Annotated in this window: 29 protein-coding genes and 1 pseudogene; 16 read left to right on the top strand and 14 right to left on the bottom strand. The window is 66.8% G+C overall.

Going from position 1 to position 24,395, the window contains the following annotated elements; genetic code table 11:
* Positions 1–12 precede the first annotated feature (12 nt).
* The 3 genes and pseudogenes from MRS60_RS25465 to MRS60_RS25475 form a co-directional block, all read left to right on the top strand.
* Positions 13–231: pseudogene (locus MRS60_RS25465) on the top strand (transcriptional regulator); the annotation flags it as partial.
* Complete coding sequence (locus MRS60_RS25470; RefSeq protein ID WP_243565775.1) at positions 203–688, top strand: SRPBCC family protein; 486 nt, start codon at positions 203–205, stop codon at positions 686–688. The pseudogene MRS60_RS25465 and the gene MRS60_RS25470, both read left to right, overlap by 29 nt.
* Before the next feature lie 127 nt (positions 689–815).
* Positions 816–1,292 (top strand): SRPBCC family protein, encoded by a 477-nt coding sequence (locus MRS60_RS25475; protein ID WP_034181826.1) that lies wholly within the window; start codon positions 816–818, stop codon positions 1,290–1,292.
* 27 nt (positions 1,293–1,319) lie between these two features.
* On the opposite strand, the gene MRS60_RS25480 is transcribed toward MRS60_RS25475, so the two are convergent.
* The 4 genes from MRS60_RS25480 to MRS60_RS25495 all read right to left on the bottom strand — a co-directional run bounded on the left by MRS60_RS25480 (position 1,320) and on the right by MRS60_RS25495 (position 6,117).
* Positions 1,320–2,450, bottom strand: a complete 1,131-nt coding sequence (locus MRS60_RS25480) for an amidohydrolase family protein (protein WP_243565776.1) — start codon at positions 2,448–2,450, stop codon at positions 1,320–1,322.
* 1 nt (position 2,451) lies between these two features.
* On the bottom strand, positions 2,452–3,759 hold the full coding sequence (locus MRS60_RS25485; RefSeq protein WP_243565777.1) for an MFS transporter: 1,308 nt from the start codon (positions 3,757–3,759) through the stop codon (positions 2,452–2,454).
* A gap of 82 nt (positions 3,760–3,841) precedes the next feature.
* Positions 3,842–5,134, bottom strand: a complete 1,293-nt coding sequence (locus MRS60_RS25490) for a CaiB/BaiF CoA transferase family protein (protein WP_131946001.1) — start codon at positions 5,132–5,134, stop codon at positions 3,842–3,844.
* Complete coding sequence (locus MRS60_RS25495) at positions 5,131–6,117, bottom strand: hydroxymethylglutaryl-CoA lyase (protein ID WP_034181675.1); 987 nt, start codon at positions 6,115–6,117, stop codon at positions 5,131–5,133. The genes MRS60_RS25490 and MRS60_RS25495 overlap by 4 nt, the downstream gene beginning before the upstream one ends.
* Before the next feature lie 172 nt (positions 6,118–6,289).
* On the opposite strand from MRS60_RS25495, the gene MRS60_RS25500 reads away from it, so the two are divergent.
* The gene (locus MRS60_RS25500) at positions 6,290–7,108 is read left to right on the top strand and encodes an IclR family transcriptional regulator (protein ID WP_243565778.1); all 819 of its coding nucleotides are present in this window, start codon (positions 6,290–6,292) and stop codon (positions 7,106–7,108) included.
* A 143-nt stretch (positions 7,109–7,251) separates the two neighbouring features.
* Entirely contained in the window at positions 7,252–7,890 is a 639-nt protein-coding gene (locus tag MRS60_RS25505; protein ID WP_243565779.1) for a 2-hydroxychromene-2-carboxylate isomerase, read from the top strand.
* Between the two features lie 24 nt (positions 7,891–7,914).
* Here the strand turns inward: MRS60_RS25505 and MRS60_RS25510 are convergent, their stop codons facing one another.
* Complete coding sequence (locus MRS60_RS25510; RefSeq protein ID WP_243565780.1) at positions 7,915–8,370, bottom strand: hypothetical protein; 456 nt, start codon at positions 8,368–8,370, stop codon at positions 7,915–7,917.
* A gap of 29 nt (positions 8,371–8,399) precedes the next feature.
* On the opposite strand from MRS60_RS25510, the gene MRS60_RS25515 reads away from it, so the two are divergent.
* A complete protein-coding gene (locus MRS60_RS25515) occupies positions 8,400–9,092 on the top strand; it encodes a phosphatase PAP2 family protein (RefSeq protein WP_034181667.1) in 693 nt (230 codons plus the stop codon).
* A gap of 100 nt (positions 9,093–9,192) precedes the next feature.
* On the opposite strand, the gene MRS60_RS25520 is transcribed toward MRS60_RS25515, so the two are convergent.
* Both MRS60_RS25520 and MRS60_RS25525 read right to left on the bottom strand, forming a co-directional pair.
* Positions 9,193–9,852: a glutathione S-transferase family protein gene (locus MRS60_RS25520; RefSeq protein ID WP_243565781.1), complete on the bottom strand. Its 660-nt coding sequence runs from the start codon at positions 9,850–9,852 to the stop codon at positions 9,193–9,195.
* A gap of 126 nt (positions 9,853–9,978) precedes the next feature.
* Positions 9,979–11,049 carry a rhodanese-like domain-containing protein gene (locus MRS60_RS25525; RefSeq protein ID WP_105391115.1) on the bottom strand — a complete coding sequence of 357 codons (1,071 nt, stop codon included), beginning with the start codon at positions 11,047–11,049 and terminating at the stop codon, positions 9,979–9,981.
* A 413-nt stretch (positions 11,050–11,462) separates the two neighbouring features.
* Between MRS60_RS25525 and MRS60_RS25530 the strand changes: the two genes are divergently transcribed.
* From MRS60_RS25530 to MRS60_RS25560, 7 genes are all read left to right on the top strand, one after another.
* A complete protein-coding gene (locus MRS60_RS25530) occupies positions 11,463–11,753 on the top strand; it encodes a hypothetical protein (protein ID WP_243565782.1) in 291 nt (96 codons plus the stop codon).
* A 91-nt stretch (positions 11,754–11,844) separates the two neighbouring features.
* On the top strand, positions 11,845–12,261 hold the full coding sequence (locus MRS60_RS25535; protein WP_243565783.1) for a PAAR domain-containing protein: 417 nt from the start codon (positions 11,845–11,847) through the stop codon (positions 12,259–12,261).
* Positions 12,262–12,264: 3 nt separating this feature from the next.
* Positions 12,265–12,768 (top strand): DUF4123 domain-containing protein, encoded by a 504-nt coding sequence (locus MRS60_RS25540; RefSeq protein ID WP_243565784.1) that lies wholly within the window; start codon positions 12,265–12,267, stop codon positions 12,766–12,768.
* On the top strand, positions 12,761–13,240 hold the full coding sequence (locus tag MRS60_RS25545; protein WP_243565785.1) for a hypothetical protein: 480 nt from the start codon (positions 12,761–12,763) through the stop codon (positions 13,238–13,240). The genes MRS60_RS25540 and MRS60_RS25545 overlap by 8 nt, the downstream gene beginning before the upstream one ends.
* Positions 13,125–13,703 (top strand): restriction endonuclease fold toxin 5 domain-containing protein, encoded by a 579-nt coding sequence (locus tag MRS60_RS25550; protein ID WP_243566824.1) that lies wholly within the window; start codon positions 13,125–13,127, stop codon positions 13,701–13,703. Before MRS60_RS25545 ends, MRS60_RS25550 begins: the two co-directional genes overlap by 116 nt.
* A gap of 5 nt (positions 13,704–13,708) precedes the next feature.
* Positions 13,709–14,443, top strand: coding sequence for an immunity 52 family protein (locus tag MRS60_RS25555; protein ID WP_414857202.1), 735 nt, complete (start codon positions 13,709–13,711; stop codon positions 14,441–14,443).
* A 254-nt stretch (positions 14,444–14,697) separates the two neighbouring features.
* Positions 14,698–15,606 (top strand): HTH-type transcriptional regulator ArgP, encoded by a 909-nt coding sequence (locus MRS60_RS25560; RefSeq protein ID WP_243565787.1) that lies wholly within the window; start codon positions 14,698–14,700, stop codon positions 15,604–15,606.
* A 32-nt stretch (positions 15,607–15,638) separates the two neighbouring features.
* Here MRS60_RS25560 and ltaE read toward each other — a convergent pair whose 3' ends face one another.
* Positions 15,639–16,652, bottom strand: coding sequence for a low-specificity L-threonine aldolase (gene ltaE, locus MRS60_RS25565; protein WP_243565788.1), 1,014 nt, complete (start codon positions 16,650–16,652; stop codon positions 15,639–15,641).
* Positions 16,653–17,136: 484 nt separating this feature from the next.
* On the opposite strand from ltaE, the gene MRS60_RS25570 reads away from it, so the two are divergent.
* From MRS60_RS25570 to MRS60_RS25580, 3 genes are read left to right on the top strand one after another with little or no spacing between them, the layout of a single operon-like run.
* Positions 17,137–18,549 (top strand): cytochrome ubiquinol oxidase subunit I, encoded by a 1,413-nt coding sequence (locus MRS60_RS25570; protein WP_243565789.1) that lies wholly within the window; start codon positions 17,137–17,139, stop codon positions 18,547–18,549.
* Between the two features lie 29 nt (positions 18,550–18,578).
* Entirely contained in the window at positions 18,579–19,586 is a 1,008-nt protein-coding gene (cydB, locus tag MRS60_RS25575; RefSeq protein ID WP_243565790.1) for a cytochrome d ubiquinol oxidase subunit II, read from the top strand.
* A complete protein-coding gene (locus tag MRS60_RS25580) occupies positions 19,558–19,737 on the top strand; it encodes a hypothetical protein (RefSeq protein ID WP_034181658.1) in 180 nt (59 codons plus the stop codon). Before cydB ends, MRS60_RS25580 begins: the two co-directional genes overlap by 29 nt.
* A 104-nt stretch (positions 19,738–19,841) precedes the next feature.
* Here the strand turns inward: MRS60_RS25580 and MRS60_RS25585 are convergent, their stop codons facing one another.
* The 6 genes from MRS60_RS25585 to MRS60_RS25610 form a co-directional block, all read right to left on the bottom strand.
* A complete protein-coding gene (locus MRS60_RS25585) occupies positions 19,842–20,129 on the bottom strand; it encodes a helix-turn-helix domain-containing protein (RefSeq protein WP_034181657.1) in 288 nt (95 codons plus the stop codon).
* Between the two features lie 154 nt (positions 20,130–20,283).
* Positions 20,284–20,478 (bottom strand): YqaE/Pmp3 family membrane protein, encoded by a 195-nt coding sequence (locus tag MRS60_RS25590; RefSeq protein ID WP_243565791.1) that lies wholly within the window; start codon positions 20,476–20,478, stop codon positions 20,284–20,286.
* A 170-nt stretch (positions 20,479–20,648) separates the two neighbouring features.
* The gene (locus tag MRS60_RS25595) at positions 20,649–21,848 is read right to left on the bottom strand and encodes a porin (RefSeq protein WP_175749599.1); all 1,200 of its coding nucleotides are present in this window, start codon (positions 21,846–21,848) and stop codon (positions 20,649–20,651) included.
* Between the two features lie 68 nt (positions 21,849–21,916).
* Positions 21,917–22,465 carry an LOG family protein gene (locus MRS60_RS25600; protein WP_175749600.1) on the bottom strand — a complete coding sequence of 183 codons (549 nt, stop codon included), beginning with the start codon at positions 22,463–22,465 and terminating at the stop codon, positions 21,917–21,919.
* Complete coding sequence (locus tag MRS60_RS25605; protein WP_034181653.1) at positions 22,443–23,273, bottom strand: ABC transporter permease; 831 nt, start codon at positions 23,271–23,273, stop codon at positions 22,443–22,445. The genes MRS60_RS25600 and MRS60_RS25605 overlap by 23 nt, the downstream gene beginning before the upstream one ends.
* A gap of 10 nt (positions 23,274–23,283) precedes the next feature.
* Positions 23,284–24,372: an extracellular solute-binding protein gene (locus MRS60_RS25610; protein WP_243565792.1), complete on the bottom strand. Its 1,089-nt coding sequence runs from the start codon at positions 24,370–24,372 to the stop codon at positions 23,284–23,286.
* Positions 24,373–24,395: the final 23 nt, after the last annotated feature.

The raw sequence follows: 24,395 nt of genomic DNA on the forward strand, positions 1-24,395 counted from the left end.
GAGGACGTCAAGAAGCATGTCGCCGTGCTCGAGCGCAGCGGCCTCGTCCAGACCCGGAAAACCGGCCGCTCGCGCACCTGCGCGCTGGTCGCCAGCCGGCTGACCGAGGCCGAGGAATGGCTCGCCGCGCAGCGTGCGCTGTGGGAAGCGCGATCCGATCGTCTCGACGAATTCGTCGAACGCCGTCACCAGGAGGAGCAAGATGTCAGCAAGCCACGTCGAACCCGCTGAAGCCTACGATCTCGTCATCACGCGCACGCTGCACGCGCCGCGCCACGCGCTGTGGCGTGCGTGGACCGACCCCGAACTGCTGAAGGAATGGTGGTGCCCGAAACCGTGGACCACCGAGGTGCGCGCGTTCGACCTGCGGCCGGGCGGCGCCTTCCATACGTTTATGCGCGGCCCCGATGGCGGCACGAGCGACAATCCCGGCTGCTTCCTCGAAATCGTGCCAGAAGCGCGCATCGCGTTCACGTCGATGCTCGCGGGCGGCTGGCGGCCTCAGGTGCCGTGGCTGGGCTTCACGGCAATCATTACGACGGCCGACGACGCTGCGGGCAGCCGCTACGAGGCGCGCGTGATGCATCCGGATGCCGCGACGCGCGAGCGCCACGAAGCGCTCGGCTTCTTCGAGGGCTGGAACACCTGCATCACGCAGCTCGACGCATTCGCGGCCACGCTGCGCTGAACGGCTGAACGTGGGCGAGTGCGCGGTCATTGCAAGCCGCCCCGCCCGCGCCTACGATTCCTGAAGGAAGCACGACGACACGCCGGCATCCGGCGTGCACCGTCGCGCGCGCTCCGCGGGAGGCGACATGTTGCATACGCACACGCATTCGACCCGGGTCAGCCGGCACCTGAACGCACCGCGCGGACGCGTCTACCGCGCGCTGCTCGATCCGCACGCGGTCGAGCAATGGAAGGTGCCCGACGGCATGACGTGCCGCGTGCATGCGTACGACGCGCGCGAAGGCGGCGCGCTGCGCGTGTCGCTGAGCTACGACGCGCCGTCGGCCGACACCGGCAAGACCACCGCGCGCACCGATACCTACCACGGCCGCTTCGTCACGCTCGTGCCGGACCAGCAGATCGTCGAGATCGACGTGTTCGAGACCGACGATCCGATGCTGCGCGGCGCAATGACGATCACGATCACGCTGTCCGACGAAGCGGACGGCACGCGCGTGGACGCCGTGCACGACGGGATACCGCCCGGCGTGCCGGTCGCCGACAACGAGACCGGCTGGCGCATGGCGCTGGCGAAGCTCGCGGCGCTGGTCGAGGCAGGGTGAGCACGCGCGGGCGTGCCGTGACGCGCGTCAGCCGAGCCGGTAAGCGCGCGTGACCGTGCCGCGGAACAGCGCATCGCGCTCGTCCGGGCTCGCATGCGCGGTCAGCCGCTTGAACGCGTTCCAGCCGTTCACGTACGAATACGAACCCTTGTCGACCGGGAAATTGCTCTCGAACATGCAGCGCTCCGCGCCGAATGCTTCGATACAGGTCAGCATCCACGGCTTCCACGCGTCGGCGAGCTGCTCGGAAGACGGCGGCCGCGCGCCCTTCTCGAAATCGAACCCGTTGATGCGCATCCCGAGCCCGCCGACTTTCACGTACACGTTCGGCAGTTGCGCGAGCGTGCGCATCGACGCCCGCCAGCGCTCGAACACCTCGGGCCGCTTGTCTGCATAACTGGCGATCCGCACGACGCCGCCGCAGTGATTGACGACGATCCGCGTATCGGGGTTCGCCTTCGCAAGATCGAACAGCTCGGGCAGTTGCGGAAAGAACAGCCACGCGTCATACGAAAGCCCGAGCGGCGCGAGCTGCGCGACGCCGGCCCGGTACGCGGAATCGAGCAGCAGCCCGCGCGGCACCGCCGACAGCGGATTCGCGAGCGTCGGATCGGCATCCCACGTGGTCAGGTGCCGAACCCCGCGAAACCGCCCGCGCCCCGCTTCGAGATGCGCCTCCAGCACGTCGCGCACGCGTTCGCCGAGCCGCAGGTCCGCGTGGCCGACGATGCCTTTCGCGACGGCCGGAGGGCCGTGCTGCAGCGGCTCGGTCACGCCGGCGACATAGGCCGTCTCGCCTACCGGCTTCAGTTCGGCGGGGCCGGAATCGCGATAGCGCGTCTGCGCCTGCATGTAGACGGACGCCTGGATGTTGTGGCCCGAGCGCGCGTCCTGCAGATAGTCGTCGAGCATGTAGATCCAGCCCGGCCGTTCATAGAAATGATGATGCGCGTCGACGATCGGCAGGTCGGGCTCGAGCGCGGGTTCGAGCGCCGACGCGAGCCAGTCGGGGCGGACCGCGAGATAGTTGCCTTGCGTCGTCATGCGGGAAGCTCCATCTTGGGCCGGTGCGTGCGTATCGGCGAACGCGGGCAGCGCGAGCGACGCGGCGGCCGCGCCGAGCAGCCGGCGTCGCTTGATCGAAATCGTCGTGTCCATGTCATTCGCTCCGGTCGAACGCGTACAGCGACAACGTGAGCAGCGTCGTGATCGCGAGGACAATCGCGAGGCCGAGCATGCCGGCCGTGAAGGTGCCGAAGCTGTCCTTCAGGTAGCCGACGAGATATGGGCCCGCGAAGCCGCCGAGCGCGCCGATCGAGTTGATCAGCGCGAGCCCGCCGGCCGCGGCCTGGCCGGACAGGAAGCGCGAAGGCAGCGTGTAGAAGATCGTGCGGCCGGCAATCGTGCCGATCAGCGCGAGCGTGATGCCGACGAGCGCGGGGACGAGCGTCAGGAAATGCGTCGACACGCCGAGCGCCACCGCGCCGATGAACAGCCCGATTGCGAGGTTCGCGACAGGGCCGCCGCGACGATCCACACGCTTCGCCCACCACAGCAGCGCGACCGTCGCGAAGAAGTACGGCACCGCGGACAACCAGCCGGTCTGCATCGTCGACATGCCGTGCGCCTTCAGCATCTGCGGCAGCCAGATGCCGATCCCGTACGAACCCATCGTGAAGCCGAACGAGATCAGCGCGAGCACGTACACGCGCACGTCGCGCAGCGCGACGCCGAATTGCTTCTTCCGTCCGGCGGCCGCGCCTTCGCGCTCGAACGCGCGCTGCAGCGCGGTACGCTCGTCGTCCGACAGCCACGCGGCATCCGCCGGCGAATCGGACAGCAGCTTCAGCACGATAAAACCGAGCGCGCACGCAGGCAGCCCTTCGACGATGAACATCCACTTCCAGCCGGCAAGCCCGAGCGCGCCGTCGAGCTGCAGCAGCCACGTCGACAACGGGCCGCCGATCAGCGACGACAGCGGCGTCGACACGGTGAACCATGCGAGCACACGCGTGCGGTAGTTCGCCGGAAACCACACGGCGAGGAAGAAGATCACGCCCGGAAAGAACCCGGCCTCGCCGATGCCCAGCAGCAGCCGGATCGCGTAGAAGCTCGTCGGCCCGGTCGCGAGCGCGGTCGCGGCCGCCATCAGCCCCCACGTGATCATGATGCGGGCGAGCCAGCGGCGCGCGCCGAAACGGTACAGCGCGAGATTGCTCGGCACCTCGAACACGCAGTAGCCCGCGAACATGATCCCCGCGCCCCAGCCGAACTGCGTCGCGGTCAGCCCGAGATCGCGGTTCATCGTGAGCGCCGCGAACCCGACGCTCGTGCGATCGAGGTAGTTGAAGAAGTAAGCCAGCGCGAGCAGCGGGATGAAGCGCCATGCGGCCTTGCGCACGGCCCGTTGCTCGACCGACGCGTCGGTCTCGCGATCGGCGGCCAGCGCCGGGGAAGCGGATGTCATGGTTGTCTCCGTGGATACGGCAATCCGCGCCCGCGCGTGGCGCGGCCGGGTGCCTTTGTTCGTTCGATGAATCGCGGCCGCGCTATGCGCTCGCCACTTCGTTCGGCGAAGGCGCGCCGCCCGGCCCGTCGCCGTGCGCCGCACCGTCCGCGCCGTACTGCCCCGCGACGACGCCCGCTTCGATCAGCGCACGCGCGTCGTCCGGCGCATAGCCGAGCTCGCCGAGCAGCGCGTGCGTGTCCTGGCCGAGCGCGGGCGGCGCCGAGCGCAGCCGCAGCCGCTCGCCCGCGAGCGTCAGCGGCAGCAGCGCGGTGCGTGTGTCAACCGGCCGGCCTGCGCAGCTCGCGTCGGCCGGCAGCGTCACCGCTTCGAGGCCGCCGGTCGCCAGCAGATGCGGATCGTCGAACAGGTCCTGCGGCTTCGTGATCGGCGCGTACGGCAGGCCGATCGATTCGAAGATCGCGCCGATCTCCGCGGCCGAATGCGGCGCGAGCCGCGAGCGCAGTTCGGGCAGCAGCCACTCGCGCGCCTGCACGCGCAGGTTGTTGGTCGCGAGGCGCGGATCGTCCTTCAGCGCCGCAAAGCCGAACGCATCGCAGAACAGCGCCCACTGCGTATCCGACACGACCGCGAGAAAGATCTGCTCGCCGTCCTTCACGGGGAACACGTCGTAGACGGCCCACGCGGAAATCCGGCTCGGCATCGGCGACGCGGCCTGCCCCGTCACCGCGAACTGCATCATGTGCTGCGCGACGAGGAACACGTTGTTCTCGAACAGCGAACTCTGCACCTGCTGGCCGCGGCCGGTACGCTCGCGCTGCGCGAGCGCGGCCATCGCGCCGATCGCGCCGAACATGCCGCCCATGATGTCGTTCACGCTCGAGCCCGCGCGCAGCGGCCGGCCCTCGGGGCCCGTCATGTAGGCCAGGCCGCCCATCATCTGCACGACTTCGTCGAGCGCGGTGCGATGCTCGTACGGCCCCGGCAGGAAGCCCTTGTGCGACACGTACACGATGCGCGGATTCAGCGAGGACAGCGCCGGATAACCGAGGCCGAGCCGGTCCATCGTGCCGCTCTTGAAGTTCTCGCTGAAGACGTCCGCCGTTCCGACGAGCCGCAGCACGATTTCCAGCCCGCGCGGATCCTTCACGTCGACCGCGAGGCTCTTCTTGTTACGGTTGAACATCCCGAAGAAGCCCGCGCCGGAGCCGCGCAGCGCACGCGTGCTGTCGCCCGCGATCGGTTCGATCTTGATGACTTCCGCGCCGAGATCCGCGAGCAGCATGCCGCAGGTCGGGCCCATCACCATGTGCGTCATCTCGATCACGCGCACGCCTTGGTATGGCAGTGCCGCAGCAGGTAGCCGGCCGTTCATTGCGCGACTCCCGTCAGGCATCCTTCCGGTTGAGCGGCTGTCGGAGAGCGGCCGTCCGCATAGCGGAAGCCCTTCGGCAACCCGGCGTCCGGCACGTGGCCGTACAGCGCCTCGGACGGCAGCGCGTCGTGCAGGATCGCGCGCGCGGCGAGCAGCGCGTCGACGTCGACGCCCGTGTCGACTCCCATCGATTCGAGCAGGAACACGAGATCCTCGGTGACGATGTTGCCGGTCGCGCCCGGCGCATACGGGCAGCCGCCAAGGCCGCCCTGGCTCGCGTCGATCGTCGTCACGCCCGCATCGAGCGCCGCGACGACGTTCGCAAGCCCCTGCCCGCGCGTGTTGTGGAAATGCGCGCCGCCCGCCTTGTCGCCGACTTCGCGCCGCAGGCGAGCAAACAGCCGGCGCACCTGCGCCGGGTTCGCATAACCGCTCGTATCGGACAACCCGATTTCGTCGACGCCGCACTCGGCCATCGCGACGGCCATCGCGATCGTCTCGTCGTCGCTGACGGCGCCCGCGATCGTGCAGCCGAACGCGACCGACACGCCCGCCTCGATCTGCACCGACGGAAACCGCGCATCGCGCAGCGCGACGATCGCGCGCACCTCGTCGATCATCTGCGCGGGCGTCTTGCGGATGTTCGCCAGCGAATGCGCTTCCGTCACCGATACCGGCAGCGTCAGCTTGTGCACGCCCGCGTCGAATGCGCCCTCGGCGCCGCGCAGGTTCGGCGCGAGCGCGGCGACGTGCAGCCCGGGAATCGCCAGCGCGTGCGCGACGACTTCGCGCACATCGGCCATCTGCGGCAACAGCCTGGCCGGCACGAACGACCCCACCTCGATCTCGCGCAGGCCGGCCGCGGCCAGCGCGGTGATCCAGCGCAGCTTGCCGGCCGTCGGCATCACGGTCCTGATGCTCTGCAGGCCATCGCGCGGCCCGACCTCGCTGACCAGCACCTTCGGATATTCGGAAACGCTCATTCGATACCTCATCGTTCTATCTGAAAGAATCTAGTTCTGTTTGATAGAACTTTAGGTGCGTGCCGAATGGGCTGTAAGCGGGGTATACCCGCAAAATTGCGATTTTCTGGAACTTGAATTCTGTCAGGCAGAACGATATAGTCGACCGACCATCATCCGAAGGAAGCAGGCAGTGCCTACGACTCAAGCAGATCACGCCGGCGACGGGACCGATTCGTCGGCCGAGGAAGCCTCCAGCGGCGTCGCCGTGCTCGACCGCGCGTTCGCGATCCTCCGTGCATTCGGACCGACCGACGACCGGCTGTCGCTCGCCGAACTGTCGCGCCGCACCGGGCTGTACAAGAGCACGATCCTGCGTCTGCTCGCCGCGCTCGAACATGGCGGCTTCATGCGCAAGCTCGACGACGGCCAGTACGCGATCGGACACGAGCCGCTGCGGCTCGCCGCGCTGTACCAGCGCTCGTTCCGGGTCGGCCCGGTGGTCGAGCCGCTGCTCGAGACGCTGAGCCGCGAACTCGGGGAAACGGCGTCGTTCTATGTGCGCCAGGGCGACATGCGTTCGGTGCTCTACCGCGTCGAGCCCGCACGCGCGGTGCGCGTGTCGATTCGCGTCGGCGAGGAGTTTCCGGTTGGCCAGGGCGCGTCCGGGAAGGTGCTGCTGGCGTTCACCGACACGCAGGACGCACGCTGGAACGACGTGCGCGAACGACTGTGGGCCGCGTCGTACGGCGAGCGCGACCCCGAGACGGCGTCGGCGTCCGCGCCCGTGTTCGATGCTGCCGGCGCATGCGTCGGCGCGCTGACCGTGTCGGGCCCGAAATCGCGGCTCGCCGCCGCGCCCGCGATGGCGGCGGCGCTCGCGATGCTGCTGCCGCTCGCGCAGAAGGCGACCGTCGCACTCGGCGGCGCGGGCGCACGCTACGACGCGGCCGCCGTGCGCGACAGCCTCGCGCGGCTCGCGTCGGCAGCGGACGACGCCGCGGGGGCCTAGTCGGCCGCGCGCGCGTCCGGAAGCGCGACAGCGCAAACGGCGGCCGCGTGCGACACTGGCCGCCGATGCACGCATCGCACGCCGCCCGTGTGCGCACCATGCTTGCAACCGTCAACCGGCCATGCACAAGAGGGGCATCCGCCATGAACGCCGCGCGCACCGCCACCTGGTATTTCGATTTCGTTTCGCCGTTCGCCTACCTGCAGCAGGAACAGTTCGACCGGTTGCCGCCCGCCGCGGCGTTCGAGCCGCGGCCGATCGTGCTCGGCGCGCTGCTCGCGCACTGGGGCCAGAAAGCGCCGGCGGAGATTGCGGCGAAACGCGTCTTCACCTATCGCCACGCGCAATATCGCGCGGACAAGCTCGGCATCCCGTTCCGGATGCCGCCGGCCCACCCGTTCAACCCGATCAAGCCGCTGCGCCTCGCGATCGCGATGGGCAGTTCGCTCGATGCAATCCGGCGGATCTTCCGGCATATCTGGCGCGACGGTCATGACGTGTCGACGCCGGAAGGCTTCGCCGCTCTGTGCGAAGCCGTCGGTTTTCCCGAGGGCGTAACGGCCGTCGAAGCGCAGCCGGTGAAGGACGCGCTGCGCGCGAACACCGATCGTGCGATCGCGCACGGCGTATTCGGCGTGCCGACTTTCGAACTCGACGGTGACCTGTTCTGGGGCGAGGATGCGACCGACATGTTCGCCGACTGCGCTACGTCGCGCGCGTGGCTCGACTCGCCCGAGGTGCGCCGCATCAGCGCGCTGCCCGAAGGAATCCGGCGCGGCTGACGGCGCGGCCCGCGCCGCCCAAGGTCAGACTTCGCGCCCTTCGACGAGCCCCGGCACGGCCTCGCGCATCATCGCGAGGCCGCACGGGCGCATCGCGCAGCCAAGGCAGGCCCACAGGGCTTGCCCGCCTTTTCTTTTTATTTTCGACCGGCGCATGCATCGTGCTGCGTGGCCTGACAGATTCGCACAGGGCATCACCCGCATTCGTTCTTCCGGCGCAAGGTCCGCACCGGCCTGCAGAATTGTCCAGTTCAACAAATTATTTTTCCGGCGATCGCGCGCATCGACGCACAAACTTCGGACGATTCGACCGTGCCCCCGCCGCTCGGCACTCCGCCATCCGGCCCCACCGCGCAGCCCCGTTTTATCAGGGGATTCCCGGTATTTTTTTGCATTTTCTTCGAAATAACGGGTGACATACTTGCCCCCCGTTGCGCTCCGGTACGAGCGCGCTTCCAGATCCTGCCGGCCGCACGTCATGCACTGCGCGCCCGCCGGGGTCACAGAACATGAACAATTTCGACACCACGATCCAGATCTTCCTCACCCACGTGACGTTCGGCCCGCTGATGAATCACGCGATCCGCGTAATCGCCGGCCTGTACACGTTCAAGGGCTTCGTGCTCATTCCCGTGCTGTGCTGGTTGTGGTTCCAGCCGGGCCCGAACCGCGAGCGGCAACGCGAACTGGTTATCGCGACGGTCGCGAGCGGGCTCATCGCGCTCGCGATCGGCCGGCTGCTCGCGCAGGTGCTGCCGTTCCGCGTGCGGCCGATCTACAACCCCGACCTGCACCTGCACTTCCCGTCCGCCGAACTGCGCGCGGCGACGCTGCAGGCGTGGAGTTCGTTTCCGAGCGATCACGCGATGCTGTGGATGGCGATCGCGACCGGCATCTTCATCATCGCGCGCCGCGCCGGCGTGTTCGCGCTGCTGTATTCCGTCGTGTTCATCTGCGTGCCGCGCGCCTATCTCGGCTTTCACTACCCGACCGACCTGATCGCGGGCGCCGCGATCGGCATCGCGATCGCGTGGCTGCTGACGCGCGACGCGATCCGGTCGCGCTTCGCGCCGCAGGTGCTGGAGATGATCCGGCGCTTCCCCGCGCCGGCCTATACGCTCGCGTTCCTGCTGTGCTTCGAGTTGATCACGCAGTTCGACGAACTGCTGACGCTCGCGCAGTCGGCCACGCACACGATGTGACGGGCGGGCGCCGCGATGCTGCCGCTGCTTTCTTTCCGTCGCCCCGGCACGCGCTGCCGGCCATGCGCGACTGCTGCGCGCCGAGCGACGGCCGCGCCAATCAATCTCGATCGGGCGCGCCGAGCGGAAAGAACGAGCGAAACGGCCGCGCCTCGTCGACCGCTCTCGCGAACGACGGCCGCGCAAGCAGACGCTTCCGATACGCGATCACGTTCGCGAACGACGGATCGATCCGGTGCGTCCAGTCCGCGTAGAACAGGAACGGTGCCGCGCCGCAATCGGCGACGCTGAAGCGGTCGCCGGCCGCCCATTCGCGATCGGCCATCTTCTGGTCCAGCCACGCATATGACGTTTCAAGCATCGCGCGCGCATCGGCGACACCCCGTGCATCGCGCTCGGCCTCCGGCCGCAGCGCGTCGTGCACGACCTTCTGCTGCGGCGTCGATACGTAGTTGTCGAAGAAGCGATCCATCATCCGCACCTCGAGCGCCGCGTGCGGATCGTCGGGCAGCAGGCGCACGGGGCCCGGATGGTTCAGGCCGAGATACTCGATGATGATCGACGCCTCGACCACGGTGCGGCCCGCATCGACCAGCACCGGAAAACGCTTCAGCGGCCACAGCGCGGTCAGCTCCTGCATCGGCTTCGGATCGTCGTGCGCGAGCACGCGATATTCGAACGGCGTGCCGTTCTCGTACAGCGCGGTCAGCACTTTCTGGCAGTAGGACGAAAACGGATGGGCGTAAAGCGTCGGCATCATCGTGCGGCCTCTCAGGGTATCGGCGCCGCGGCATGCGGCGCCACATGATCTCGGATACCTTGACGACGAACGGCGACCGGCCGTTTCGACATCGGTCCGGAATTTTTTTTGCGCGGCCTCGACGCGCTACGACCGGCCGTCCATCACGACGCGCCCTTCGGCGCGCCAGCGCAGCATCCCGCCGCCGAGATTCGCGACCGTGTCGAAGCCGGCTTTCTGCAGGATCACGTTCGCCTGCGCGGATCGCCCGCCGGCCCGGCACACGGTCACGACCGGCCGGTCGCGCGCGATCTCGCCGGTGCGTGCGGCCAGTTCGCCGAGCGGAATCGGCATCGCGCCGGGCAGGTGGCCGAGCGGGCCGGTGAATTCGTCCGGTTCGCGCACGTCGACGACCTGCACCGCCGGCAGATGATCCTCGAGCCATTGCGGATCGATTTCCCAGAAGCCGGCGAACGTATAGACGAGCGGCGCCCAGTCGGGCGATGCCTGCGCAGCGGGTGCGTTCGCGGCGACGCCGCACTGCAGGTTCGCCGGCACCGCGACGTCGATCTGGCGCGGGTGCGCAAGCCCGAGGTTGCGCATGTAGCCGGCGAAATCGTCTTCGCTGAGATCGCCGCCGAGGCGCGGATTGAAGCGCCGCTCCTCGCCGACGCTCGTCACCGTGAGCCCGCGATAGTCGTGCGCCGGATACAGCAGGCACGCGGCCGGCAACGTGAAGAGCCGGCCGTGCACCGCGCGATACAGCGCGCGCGGGTCGCCCTGCTGGAAGTCGGTGCGGCCCGTGCCGCGGATCAGCAGGCAGTCGCCGGTGAACGCCATCGATTCGTCGTCGAGCACGAGGCTGATGCAGCCGTTCGTGTGGCCGGGCGTCGCGCGTACGGTCAGGTAGCGCGAGCCGAATGCGCAGCGGTCGCCGTCGTTCAGGTAGCGGTCGGCACCCTGCGCGCCGCTCGCGGCCGAGATCGCGATCGCGCTGCCCGTGCGCTGCTTCAGCAGCCATGCGCCCGTCACGTGATCGGCATGCACGTGCGTGTCGACGGTCGCGACGAGCCGCAATCCGAGCTCGTCGAGCAGCGCCGCGTCGCGGCGCACCTGCTCGAATACAGGGTCGATCAGCAGCGCTTCGCGCGACGCGCTGTCGGCGAGCAGATACGTGTATGTCGACGATTGCGGGTCGAAAAGTTGCCGGAAGATCATCGCGAAGTTGCTCCGTCGCCTGTTCAGGTTGGTGTTGTGCGGCCCACGTGCCGTGGGTCGTCGACGCGCGGGCAAGTGGATGCGAGTGCCGCCCCGTCCGTATGCCTGCCGCGCCGCATGACCCGAAAGTTCGCGGCTGCGTCTGCTACGCATCGTCGTCCGGCACCGGCGTCGGCATGAGGGCATCGACGCCGGACAACCGGCATCGCACCTGCCGCGTTTCACACATCCATATAGCGTAGATCAAAATGCACGCGCCGCCGGCATCCCATACGCGGCAACCGATTCCGACGACGAATGGCGCGCGGCGGGACGATTCGCCGCGTCCGGATGGCGGCGCGCACTGCCTTACACTACGGCCTGTTCTCGTCCCCGTTCCACTCCAGACGCTACACGCAACGCAGCGGTAGCCAATGGCGCATCAGAGACGCGAGGTTCCCAATCAGCGGAATCTCGGCTCGAATAGCACGAAAAAGGCCCGCTCTGAATTGCGCGAAGCGTGGAGCTCGGCCAATTTCAAGAAAAATCGGACGCTGACGCTAGAGCAGCGGTTTGTGCTGGAAGTAGTCCATGTGCGCCGAACAATGCGGCTCATGGAAAAAATGGACTGCGCCGCCGAACTGGAACTGAAGAAGAACGGCCCCCCTGACTTGTTCGCACTCGACCAGCTTCGTCGCACGATCGACGGCACTCGCTTCGATTGACAATAGTTGACTGACTGCGAGATCGCCAACGACCGGTCTCTCTCCCCGGAAATGGTAAATTCATACGAAAACCACACCTACGAGAGAACATATGGCCCGAGCCATGATCTGCGTCGGCGACACGACGACGCATGGTGGCCGCGTGCTGGAGGGCACCGCGACCGCAACCATTGACGGGAAACCCATTGCCGGTGTCGGGCACAAGGTACTTTGCCCGCAGTGCAAGGGGGGTTTTCCGATCCTACCCGCCACAGGGCGGAGATACCCGCACACCTTTGATGGACGAGAAACCGCCATTGAGGGTATGAAAACCGCGTGCGGAGCGACGTTGATCGCATCGCAGTCGACCGCGACGCTCGACGACGTCGGAGCTGGCGAAGCAACGACAGGCGGCGCAGTTTCGGCTGTCCCAGCTACTGCAGCGGCACTTGCCCCCTCGCCCACGCTCTGCCTCGAATGCCTGAAAACTGCGGCCGAGAATGCCGCGACGATGATCGCGCGCGGGTAGCACATGACCGGAAATTCGATCGAAGCATTCTTCCTCAAGCGGCAACAGCAGTTGACCATGCAAGTGCACCTGTATGCGCTTGTCGACGGCCTTCTTTACGCCAACGCGGCCAACGGTTCATCCCCGCAACGATCACAGTCGGCCGCCGCCCTGTTCGACAACACTCCCGACTCGTCGCTGGCCGATGCCGGACCGTGGCTAGTCGACTACGAGCTCGCATCCGGCAATACCCGCCGCACGCTTTCTGCGATGGCCAACAGTTCCCCGGGCGTGTCCTGGCTAATCAGCGCATTTCCGATTGAATCGCTCGCCGACGAGCTGCGCAACCGCCTCGACGTACGCTTGCCGGACGGGCGCACTGCCCTGCTCCGCTTCTACGATGCCCGCATCATGGCCGACGTCGCGTCGCTGATGGAATTCACGCAGCGCATGCAGTTTTTCGTGCCGACGTTCAACTGGCTCGTCGAAGTGAATGGAAAACTAAGGGGAGTACACCCGCATGCTTGAACTGACAAGCGAACAGATCGCCGGCCTTGCCGAGATCGATGCGCGCGGATATGTCGAACGCACCCGGCAGGATCTCGTCATAGCGGACCCGAAACTAGCCGACGACAGCACGCTGCCTGCGCGCCTCTGGAATGCATACGTCGAGGCTCGCCGGCTCGGTATCCAGTCCGACGAGAACATCGCGGTGTTTCTTCGAATCGAGGCATACGCACCGAAGTTTTACGAGAAACCTGCGACGCGCGCATGGATAACGCGCCCCGGCCGATCGGCCGACGAACGCTTTCACGATTACCTTCGCGTCATCAAGTGGCGCATCGAACATCCGGAATACAACGGGGGATCTCGAAATGGCGGGATTGGTAGTACCGATAATCGAAGCAGCGGCAGTGGAGCTTGGACCAGTATTGGCGCGAGCTGGCGTCGCCTTATTGGGCGGGGCGGCAGTGGCGGGAACTGGGAGTCTGTCGGGTGATACCCCAAAGGACGAAAGCAAGGCAAAACCGGACGTACGGGCGATTCCGCGCACGGGCGAGAGCTGCAAGAAGTGCCCACCTGAGGCGGGGAGCATGCAGCGCCGCAACTGGAGCATGAGTGACAACTCCCGAGAATATCAAGGCCGAATTACGGGGTTCCCCTATAGCGTTGAAGAGGCCTGGAGCATGGAGTGGGTCTGGCAGCGCGACTTCGACGGCTTTCGACCGGAAAGCTGTTTGTTGATAGAAGCGAAGGGAAAGTACGATCAGTTCTTGAAGAAGGACGATGTACCGTACACCAAGACCTTTGATGACATGGAGGAGCAGGCTGGAGCTCAGGCCGCGGTTGTAGACGATCATCCTCCTGCAAGGTTGAAATGGTATTTTCAGACGGAGCGGACTTGGAACTACATGAGAACGCCGCTTGCCCGTCTTCGCGTCGAATCAGAATGGGTGCCCTGACAAAAATGGAAATAGTTACGCAATTTCGTAGCCCTGCCGATTTCGCCCAGCCTGGCGATTTTGCGGCTCATCTTGTCCGTCTATGGCCGGTGGTTGAGGCCATGTCACGCGAGGACGAACGTTTAGGGCAGTGGTGGCTGAAGGCGGATACCGAGGAAGAAGCCCGTCTGTATCCCATGTATGAAGCGCCCGGCATACCTTCGACAGCCGTTTTGGCAGTCTTGGCGCAACGGTACGAAAAAAAGATGGACCTTCCTAAAGTATTTGGCTTCTGGAATGGTCAGATGGACGCGGCCAACAGCGCGAGGTTGAAGTTAGGCATCGATGCGAAGAGGCGGCCCAGCGAGGTAGAAATTGGGCTACCGGCACAGAGCGCAGTCTCGGCGGACGAGCACAGCTATGAGGGGGCGGCCAAGATAGTGGCCGCGATCGTCTCGGTTTATGACCCGATGTACGTCTCTGTTTCACCACGAGAGTATTTTCCCCGGCAGGTGTTTGATGACAAGCCTGGCGTTGGCTGGATGCTATATCTCCCGAAGCTCCTCACGGCTCAGCAAGTCCCGGAAGCACGCGAATTGATTCCAGTTCCCGAAGCCGGTCGGAAGCAGACCGGGACGATCATTGTGAGCGTCCCAGATGCCGTTTTTTCAGTGGACAACTCCGAACACGTCGACATTGCAAACCGTATCGAGATTCGGCTCGTCGACCAGGACCTTCTGCCCGCGTTCGCTGATCTGTAAGCACGATGCCGGCGCGGGAGTCCGCGCTGGCATCGTCGGTTAGGACAGCCTCAAGCTACGACATGGTTCTCCGGTATGCGCACCTTGCGCCCGACCATCTGGCACGACATGCCGAATCGGTCACAGTTTGGTCCCAAGGTATGACCGATTTCCATGCCACACTGGATCGCCAAGCGTCATGATCGGCCGCAACGCCATGACTAGCAGGAGTTCATCGTTTTGAGCATCACAATCCGTCTCTGCCCATCTGATACATGTCGCTGACGATCGATCCGAAGCAGGCCGCCGCGCTGCTGGCCGTCGCCGACACGGGCAGCTTCGAGCAGGCGGCCGTGCGCCTGCACGTGACCGCCTCCGCCGTCACGCAGCGGGTCCGCGCGCTGGAGGCGAGCCTCGGCACGCCGCTCGTGCTGCGCACGCGGCCGTGCCGCCCGACGGTGGCCGGGCAGCGCGTGCTGCAGCACCTGCGCCGCGTCGCGCTGCTGCAGGCCGACCTGCAAAGCACGCTCGCGACCGAGCGCGAATCGCCGATCTCCGTGACGATCGCGCTGAATTCCGACAGCCTCGGCACGTGGTTCCTGCCCGCGCTGACTTCCGTGCTCGCGGGCGAGCGGATCCTGTTCGAGCTGATCGTCGAGGATCAGGACCACACGTTCGCGCTGCTCGAAAGCGGAATGGCGGTCGGCTGCGTGACGACCGAGCCGAAGCCGATGCGCGGCTGCATCGCGACGCCGCTCGGCACGATGCGCTACCGGCTGCTCGCGGCCGCCGCGTTCGCGGCGCGCTGGTTTCCGCGCGGGCTGAACCGCACGAGCGCACGCAACGCGCCCGTCGTCGCGTATTCGCGGCGCGACACGCTGCAGTCGTCGTTCCTGAAGGAGAAGTTCGGGTTGCCGGAAGGTGCATACCCGTGCCATTACGTGCCGGGCACCCATTCGCACTTCGCGGCGGTGCGGCACGGGCTCGGCTACGCGATGGTGCCGGAGCCGCTGATCGGCACCGCGCCGCTCGACGCGCAGGGGCTCGTCGATCTTGCGCCCGCGCATCCGACCGACGTCACGCTGTACTGGCACGCGTGGACCGTGCAGTCGCCGACGATGGCGTCGCTGTCCGCGCGGGTGGTCGAAGCGGCGCGCCGGTTGCTCGCGCCGCTGCAGAAATGACATGAGCCGGTGACGGGCCCGGCTCGCGGCGGTTACGCGCGCCGCTGCGAGAAATACGCACCGACCGCGCCGACGAACGTATCGATGTCCGCGCGCGACACATCACAGTGGGTAACGAAGCGCGACGCGTACAGCATCTGCGTGAGAATCCCGCGCTCCTTGAGCCACGCCTCGAGCGGCGCGCAATCGGCTTCGGGAAATTGCGCGAACACCATGTTCGTCGCGTGCGACAGCACCTTCACGGATTCGATGCGCGCGAGGCCTGCCGCGAGATGCGCGGCGTTCGCATGATCGTCCGCGAGCCGCTCGACGTTGTGGTCGAGCGCATACAGGCACGCCGCCGCGAGAATGCCCGACTGCCGCATCCCGCCGCCGAGCACCTTGCGCCAGCGCTGCGCGCGCTCGATCAGCGCACGGTTGCCGACCAGCACCGAGCCGACCGGTGCGGCGAGCCCTTTCGAGAAGCAGATCGATACGGTATCGAACGGTGCACACAGCTCGGCGATCGGGCGCCCCGACGCGACGGCCGCGTTGCATACGCGCGCGCCGTCGAGGTGCGTGGACAGCCCGCGGCTGCGCGCGAACGCGACGGCTTCCTGCGCATAGCCTTCCGGCAAGACCTGGCCGCCGATCGTGTTCTCGAGCGCGAGCAAACGCGTGCGGGCAAAGTGATTGTCGATCGGCTTGATCGCCGCGGCGATCTTCGCGAGCGGCAGCGTGCCGTCCGGCGCGTTCTCGATCGGCTGCGGCTGGATGCTGCCCAGCACGGCCGCGCCGCCGCCTTCGTACTTGTAGGTGTGCGCGAGCTGGCCGACGATGTACTCGTCGCCGCGCTCGCAATGGGACATCAGCGCGGCCAGGTTGCTCTGCGTGCCGCTCGGGAAGAACAGGCCGGCCTCCTTGCCGGTCCGCTCGGCCACGGCCGCCTGCAGGCGCAGCACGGTCGGGTCGTCGCCCCATACGTCGTCGCCGACTTCGGCGGCAGTCATCGCGGCCAGCATTGCCTGGCTCGGACGTGTCACGGTATCGCTGCGTAAATCGATCATCTTCGTGCCCTGAGTGAACGCGGACCGGAACCGATGCGCCCGGCCCTGCCGAAACGAGACTCAGAGTGTACGCAATTCACGCAGCGCGTGCCGACGGTCGAGCCGCGGCCCCCACCTGCCACGCCCCTCCCGCGCGTCACCCGCGTTACACGCTAACGCGTCGAAACGGATCGGCCGCGCACGGCGGCACGCCGGGGGTTCCGCACGGTACGGGCGTGCGGATCGAACCGTTCCGATGACGCGACGCGCCATATTGCCGCACGTGCGTCAGACCGCCACGCCGCGGCCGCACGCGCCGCGAACGGCCTTCTTGATACGAATCAACGATTTATCCCGGAATCGCGCGCGGCAGGCTGGACATCTGCGACGAGTTGGCGCATTTCGCGGTGCAACATCGCGGCACATACTCCAGCCAACCCCGCCGCCTGTCGGCCGGGGTCCGCCGGCACCCGCCGGCGGGTATCGTCAGCTTCGGTCATCTGGTATGGACACCGCACTTTCGGCCCTCGATCTGGCCCGCCTGCAATTCGCGTTCACCGTCTCCTTTCACATCGTCTTTCCGGCGCTGAGCATCGGCCTTGCCAGCTTCATCGCCGTGCTCGAATATCGCTGGCTCAAGACCGGCAAGCAGTACTACAAGACCCTCTGTCTGTTCTGGTCGAAGATCTTCGCGGTCGCGTTCGGGATGGGCGTCGTCTCCGGCGTCGTGATGAGCTACCAGTTCGGCACCAACTGGTCGGGCTTCTCGAGCTTCGCCGGCGCCGTCACCGGCCCGCTGCTGATGTACGAGGTGATGACCGCGTTCTTCCTCGAGGCCGGCTTCCTCGGCATCATGCTGTTCGGCTGGAACCGCGTGAGCCCGCGCGCGCACTTCGGCGCGACGCTGATGGTCGCGATCGGCACGCTGATCTCGACGTTCTGGATCCTCGCGTCGAACAGCTGGATGCAGACGCCGCAGGGCTTCGAGATCGTCGACGGCCGCGTCGTGCCGACCGACTGGTTCGCGATCATCTTCAACCCGTCGTTCCCGTACCGCCTGTTCCACATGGCGATCGCCGCGTTCATCGTCGCCGCGCTGGTCGTGGCCGCGACGGGTGCATGGCACCTGCTGAAGGGCCGCCGCGACAGGGGCGTGAAGAAGATGTTCTCGATGGCGCTGTGGTTGCTGCTCGTACTCGCGCCGCTGCAGGCCTTGATCGGCGACCAGCACGGCATCAACACGCTGAAGCACCAGCCCGCGAAGATCGCCGCGATCGAAGGGCTGTGGGAAACCGAGAAGGGCGGCACGCCGCTCAACCTGTTCGGCATTCCGGACATGAAGGCGGAAACGACCCGCTACGCGGTGAAGGTGCCGCACCTCGGCAGCCTGATCCTCACGCACAGCTGGGACGGCGAGATTCGCGGGCTGAAGGAATTCCCGCCTGAGGACCGCCCGAACTCGACCGTCGTGTTCTGGAGCTTCCGGATCATGGTCGGCCTCGGCTTTGCGATGATCGGCCTCGCCGCGCTCGCGTGGCTGCTGCGCCGCCGCGGCCGCCTGTATGAATCGAAGTGGTTCCAGCGCTTCGCGCTCGTGATGGGCCCGACCGGCTTCGTGTCGCTGCTCGCGGGCTGGGTGACGACCGAAGCGGGCCGCCAGCCGTGGGTCGTGTATGGCGTGATGCGCACCGCGCAGGCCGTGTCGCCGCTGTCGGTGCAGCAGGTCAGCCTGTCGATGATGACGTTCGTGATCGTGTACTTCCTCGTGTTCGGCACCGGCGTGTACTACATGCTGAAGCTGATGAAGGCCGGCCCCGCGCTGCCCGACGCGAAGCACGACGACACGCCCGACACGCGCCCCGATCACACCGCGCGCCGCCCGATGTCGGCCGTCGACGAGTTGATCGAGACCGTCTGAGCCCACCCCATCCGCAAACGAGAAAACCTATGGACGTCACCGTAATCTGGGCCGCGATCATCGCATTGGGGCTCTTCATGTACGTCGTGCTCGACGGCTTCGACCTCGGCATCGGCATCGTCTTCCCGTTCTTCCCGGACGAGAAGGAACGCGACCTGATGATGAACACGGTCGCGCCCGTGTGGGACGGCAACGAGACCTGGCTCGTGCTCGGCGGCGCCGGGCTGTTCGCGGTGTTCCCGATCGTCTATTCGACCGTGCTGTCGGCGCTGTACCTGCCGCTGATCTTCATGCTGGTCTGCCTGATCTTCCGCGGCGTGTCGTTCGAGATCCGCGCGAAGGCGCGACGCACCAAGCAACTGTGGGATCTCGCATTCATCGGCGGCTCGGCCGGCGCGACGTTCTTCCAGGGGATCGCGCTCGGCGCGTTCCTGCAGGGCATCGCCGTGAAGGACGGCGTGTTCGCGGGCGACGCGTTCGACTGGCTCACGCCGTTCAGCCTGCTGACGGGCCTCGGCCTGATCGTGACCTATGCGCTGCTCGGCTGCTGCTGGCTCGTCGCGAAGACCGAAGGCGACCTGCAGCGCCGGCTGCATCGCGTGGTGTGGCCGCTGACCGTCGTGCTGCTCGGCTTCATCGCTGTCGTCAGCCTGTGGACGCCGCTGCAGGATCCGGCCATCGCGCAGCGCTGGTTCGATACGGGGCTGTTCTGGCGCCTGCTGCCGGTGCCGTTCCTGGTCGCCGGGTGCGCAGTGTGGATGCGGCGCGCGGTGCGCGACCGGCACGACATGACGCCGTTCGTGCTCGCGCTGGCGCTCGTGCTGCTCGGCTATGTCGGCCTGCTCGTCACGCTGTTCCCGTATGCGATTCCGCAGACGATGACGATCTGGGAAGCGGCGGCGCCGCGTTCCAGCCAGACCTTCACGCTGGTCGGCGCAGCGGTTATTCTCCCGATCATCATCGCCTATACGACGATGGGTTATTGGGTATTCCGAGGCAAGGTGCGCCATGAAGACCAGCATTACTACCACCACTGATTCCGCCGATCGCCCGCCCGAGGCGCCCCGGCCGCGGATGCGCGGCTGGATGTGGTTCGTCGTGCTGTGGGCGGGCGGCGTGGTCGGCGCCGTCACGCTCGGTTATGCGTTCAAGATCTTCATGAACCTGACGCTGTTTGCGGTGAAGTGAAGTCAGGGTGCCGGCCGGGCGATCGCGCCACGCGCGTGGCCCGGGCGCGGCGCGCATCGATCGCCCGATGGATACGCGCTGCGCGGCCGCTTCCTCCGAGTGCGTTATTGAGGCGCCCGCCGCACGACGCCGAGCTTCAATCCCAGCATGCCGAATATGCGGTTCATCGTCTGAACCGTCCCGTCGCTGCGGCCCTGCTCGATATCCTGAATCGTCTTCGTCGACACGCCGACGAGCTTCGCCATCTCCGCGCTCGTCAGCCGCATCGTCTGCTTCAGATGGCGCACCGATTCGCGCAGCGACCAGTCGGGATGCGCGAGAACGTCCTCGATCGCTTGCCGCCGCAGCGCAAGCTGTTCGGGAAGCGACATTGCGTTATAGCGTTTGTCCATCGTGTCGCCTCCCGTCCGTTGAACACAATCATTCCAGCAGAAATCTATACAAATTGCGCACACGGCTGCGCGCAAATTATGTAGATATCTACCGAAACAGGAATCCTTGACGTTGCACCTGGCGGGAAGAAACGCCCGGAATTGCAACTCCGACTTACCGCCGCTCGCGCAGCGCCGCCTCGATCTTTTGATCGGTCTTGTACTGGCTCAGCGCATATACCGACCAGATCGCGGCCGGCAGCCAGCCGACGATCGTGAGTTGCAGGATCAGGCAGATCACACCGGCGATCGGGCGGCCGATCGTGAAAAACTGGAACCACGGCAGCAGCAGGGCAAGCAGAAGGCGCATCGGGAATCCTCTGGAGGCGTCGTTGAAAGTTCATGCGCTGCCAATATGGCGGGTTGCTCCCCTCATTTCAAGTCCGGGCCCGGCATGCTCCGGGTGATCGACCGGACGAAAAAAAGCCCTCGCAACATGCGAGGGCCAATCGAATTCGCCGGAGTGCGATCGTGCGACGATCAGAACGTATGCCGCATACCAACCCGCACGAGCGTCTGCGTGTTGCCCGCTGACGAGATGCCGTTGCCGACGTCGCCGACCGACGCCGTCGCGGCGACGACATTGCCGTACGGGTCGAGCGTCTTGCCGCTCGCCTTCTGGTAGCCGACGAGACCGTAGAGCGCGGTCCGCTTCGACAGGTAGTAGTACGACGCCAGGTTCAACTGGTGATACTTCGGCGCGGCTTCACCGCCGACCGAGCTGCCGCGCGTGAAGTCGTAGCCGGCCGCGACGCGCAGCGCCGGCGACACCTGCCACGACGCCGTGCCGCCGACCGAGTTGTAGGTCGCGTTGCCCCGGAACGTCGAGAACGCGCCCGCCCGATACTGCGTGTTGCTGTACGACAGGCCGAGCGTCACCGCGCCGATCTGGTAGGTCGACGCGGCCGCGACGATCTGCATGCTCTTCGACGACGCAAAACCCTCGTTGATCGACGACCCGAACGTGCCGTCGTACGAGCCGGTCCATGCGCCGCCGTTCGCGCCGAATGCGTTGGTCGCATACAGGTAGGCCGCACCGATCGCGAACGGCCCGTTCACGTACTGGCCGCCGACGCTCCACGTATTCTGGTTCTTCGCGCTGCCTGCCTGGTTGCCGAAGCCGTACAGCCCGCCGAACGTGAAGCCGCCGAACGACGGGCTCACGTACTTGACCGAATTGTTCTCGCGCGACTGGTTGTCGATGTTGTCGAGATCGCCCGGATGCGCACCCATGCCGGTCAGGAACGAACCCGGCCCGATCGAGCCGACGAAATCGACGATCGGATCGTACTGGCGGCCCATCGTCAACGTACCGTAGCGCGTGCTCGACAGCCCCATCCACGCCTGGCGGCCGAACATCCGCCCGCCCTGGCCGAGCTGCCCGGTGCCGATGTTGAAGCCGCTCTCGAGCTGGAAGACGGCCGCGAGCCCGTCGCCGAGATCTTCCTTGCCCTTCAGCCCCCAGCGGCTGCCGGACCACGTGCCGCTCGCGAAGCTGTAGCTCGACGCGCCGCGATACGCGACCGGCGAACCGAGCGACCCCTTGCTCGTCGCGACGCGCTGGTTGCTCGTGTACCCCAAACCCGCGTCGACGATCCCGTAGAGCGCGACGGTGCCTTGCGCATGCGCCGCCGTGCAGAGGCCGCCGGCAACGCAAAGCGCAAAAGTGATCTTCTTCATGTAGAGGATTCCTATTTATTAAATCGATACCACCCGAAACGATGCATCCGGTTACCCGGAATGCCGGCCTACGCCGAACCGGACAGCCACTGCGCGACCCGCGCGACGAGCAGGTCCGCTTCGTCGAAGTTCTCGACGCCCGCCACCTGCGGCGCGTCGCAAATCGTGAACACCAGCTTGCCCCATTGCAGCCCGAGCGCGATCTCGGACAACGTGCCGAGCCCGCCGCCGACCGCGATCAGGCACAGCGACGCGCGAGCGATCAGCGCGTTGCGCGTGATGCCGAGCCCGGTGGGCAGCGCGACGGTCAGATACGGATTCGCGTGCTGCGCATCGTCCTCGGGCAGCAGCCCGATCGCACAGCCGCCTGCCGCATGCGCACCGCGCGCGGCCGCCTCCATCACGCCCTGCTTGCCGCCGCCGACGATCGCGACGCCCGCCGCCGCGAGCCCGTGCGCGATTCGCTCGGCGATGGCAAGCTGGGCGTCCGTCGCATCGCGCGGGCCGATCACGCCGACCGGCATCCGGTGCCGGGTCGCGCCGCGCTGCCGTTGCGCGAGTTGCTCCAGCGCGTCGCGCGCCTGGTTCGACCATTCAATGATGTCGTTGCCGTGCAAGTCCTTCCCCCAATGCAAGAACGCAGGTGCAGAGCGCCGTCAGCACGATCGACAGCACGGCGGCCTGCGAGAAATCGGTCTGTCCGTCGGACAGCTTCAGGTACATCAGCAGCGGCAGGATGTTGATCTGCGTGCCGGCCAGCGCGAGCGCCGTGCCGTACGTGCCGAGCGCGATCGCACTGACGAGGCACCACGCCGACGCGATCGACGGCCACAGCTCGCGCCACGCGACGTCGAACCACGCGCGCCACGGCCGTGCGCCGAGCGTCAGCGCCGCCTCGAGTGGCCGCCGGTCGAGATTCGCGAGCGCCGGGTAGAGGATCAGCGCGACCCGCGGGATCAGGTAGTACGCGTACGCGAACGCGAGCCCCGGCATCGTGTAGATCGCGCCGCCGACCACGGTCGGATCCGCGCCGAGCGACGCCAGCAGCGTCGTCACGAAACCGGCGCGGCCGAACACGAGGATGAAGCCGTATGCGATCACGAGGCCGGAGAACGCCAGCGGCACGCCGAGCAGCGCGAGCGACCAGCGGCGGCGCGCCGGCGACTGCCCGGCCAGCACGAACGCGACCGGCACGCCGACCGCGACGGACAGCGTGCCGGCGCCGATCGCGAGCGCCAGCGAACGCACGATGGCGTCGGCGACGAGCGGATCGCCGAATACCGCGGCAAACGCACGACCGCCGCCGTCGAACGCGGCGCCGACGAGCGCGGCGAGCGGCAGCGCGAAGCACACCGCGAACAGCCCGGCCGCCGGCACCGCGCCGTAGCGGCGCAGGACGCCGCGCTGCATGGACGAGACCCGCATCCCGTTCCCCTTACTTGCCGAGCGTGGCCTGCGACCAGAGCTGGTCGACCTCGGCCTTGCGCGTCGCGGCCTTCGCGACATCGAGCGGACGCACCTGCGGCGCGTTCGGCAGCTTCGCGGCAACCTCCTGCGCGACCGGCGTGCCGGGCACGGCCGGGCGCACGTAGCCCTGCGCGAACAGCGCCTGGCCGACATCGCTCATCACGAGGTTGAGCCACAACTGCGCGGCGGCCGGGTTCGGGCCGTTCTTCACCAGACTCATCGCGTACGGCGCCGATACGCTGCCGTCCTGCGGAATCACGACGTCGGCCGCGTCGCCCATGCCGTCCGTGTACTTCGCCTTGAGCCCGTCGTTCTCGTAGCCGATCAGGATCGGAATCTCGCCCTTGACGAACTTCGCGTACGGCGTCGTCCCCTCGACGCGCAGCACGTTGCCCGCCTGCTTCAGCTTGCCGAAGAAATCCGCGCCCGGCTTCGGGTTGTCGACGCTGCCGCCGTTCGCATAGGCGGCGGCGAACACGGCGACCTGCCCCTGCCCGGTCGAGCGCGGGTCGAGATAGACGACCGCATTGCGATATTCGGGCTTCAGCAGGTCGGACCAGCGCAGCGGCACGTTCTTCACGAGCTTCCGGTTGACGAGCAACGCGATGTTCAGCGAGTGCACGGCGAACCAGCGGCCGTCGGCTGCGCGGAACACCGGCGGCAGCTTGTCGAAATTGACCGGCTTGAACGGCGCGACGACGTCCTTGGCCGTCGCATCGAGCGCCGACGCCGCGAAGTAATACGCGGTGTCGGCCTGCGGACGACGTCGCGACTTGTCGAGCGCGACGACCGTTGCCGCCGAGCCGATGTCGTTGTACGTGATCTCGACCTTCGGGTAGCGCTTGCGGAATTCGGCGAACAGCGATTTCCAGTTCGCCCATTCCGGGCCCGTATCGAACGACACGACGAGCCCTTCGTCGGCGGCCTTCTCGTACAACGCTTCCTCGCCGGGATACAGCGGCGCGGCATGGGCCAGCGCCGGCGCGAGGGTCGCGAACGCGCAGAGCGCCAGCAGGCGGCGGCGCGTCGCAATAAGGAAGTGGCGGCGTGCAGACATCGTGATTCTCCGTTGAATGAATA

It is taken from the genome of Burkholderia pyrrocinia (assembly GCF_022809715.1).
In the GTDB taxonomy this organism is placed as follows: domain Bacteria; phylum Pseudomonadota; class Gammaproteobacteria; order Burkholderiales; family Burkholderiaceae; genus Burkholderia; species Burkholderia pyrrocinia_C.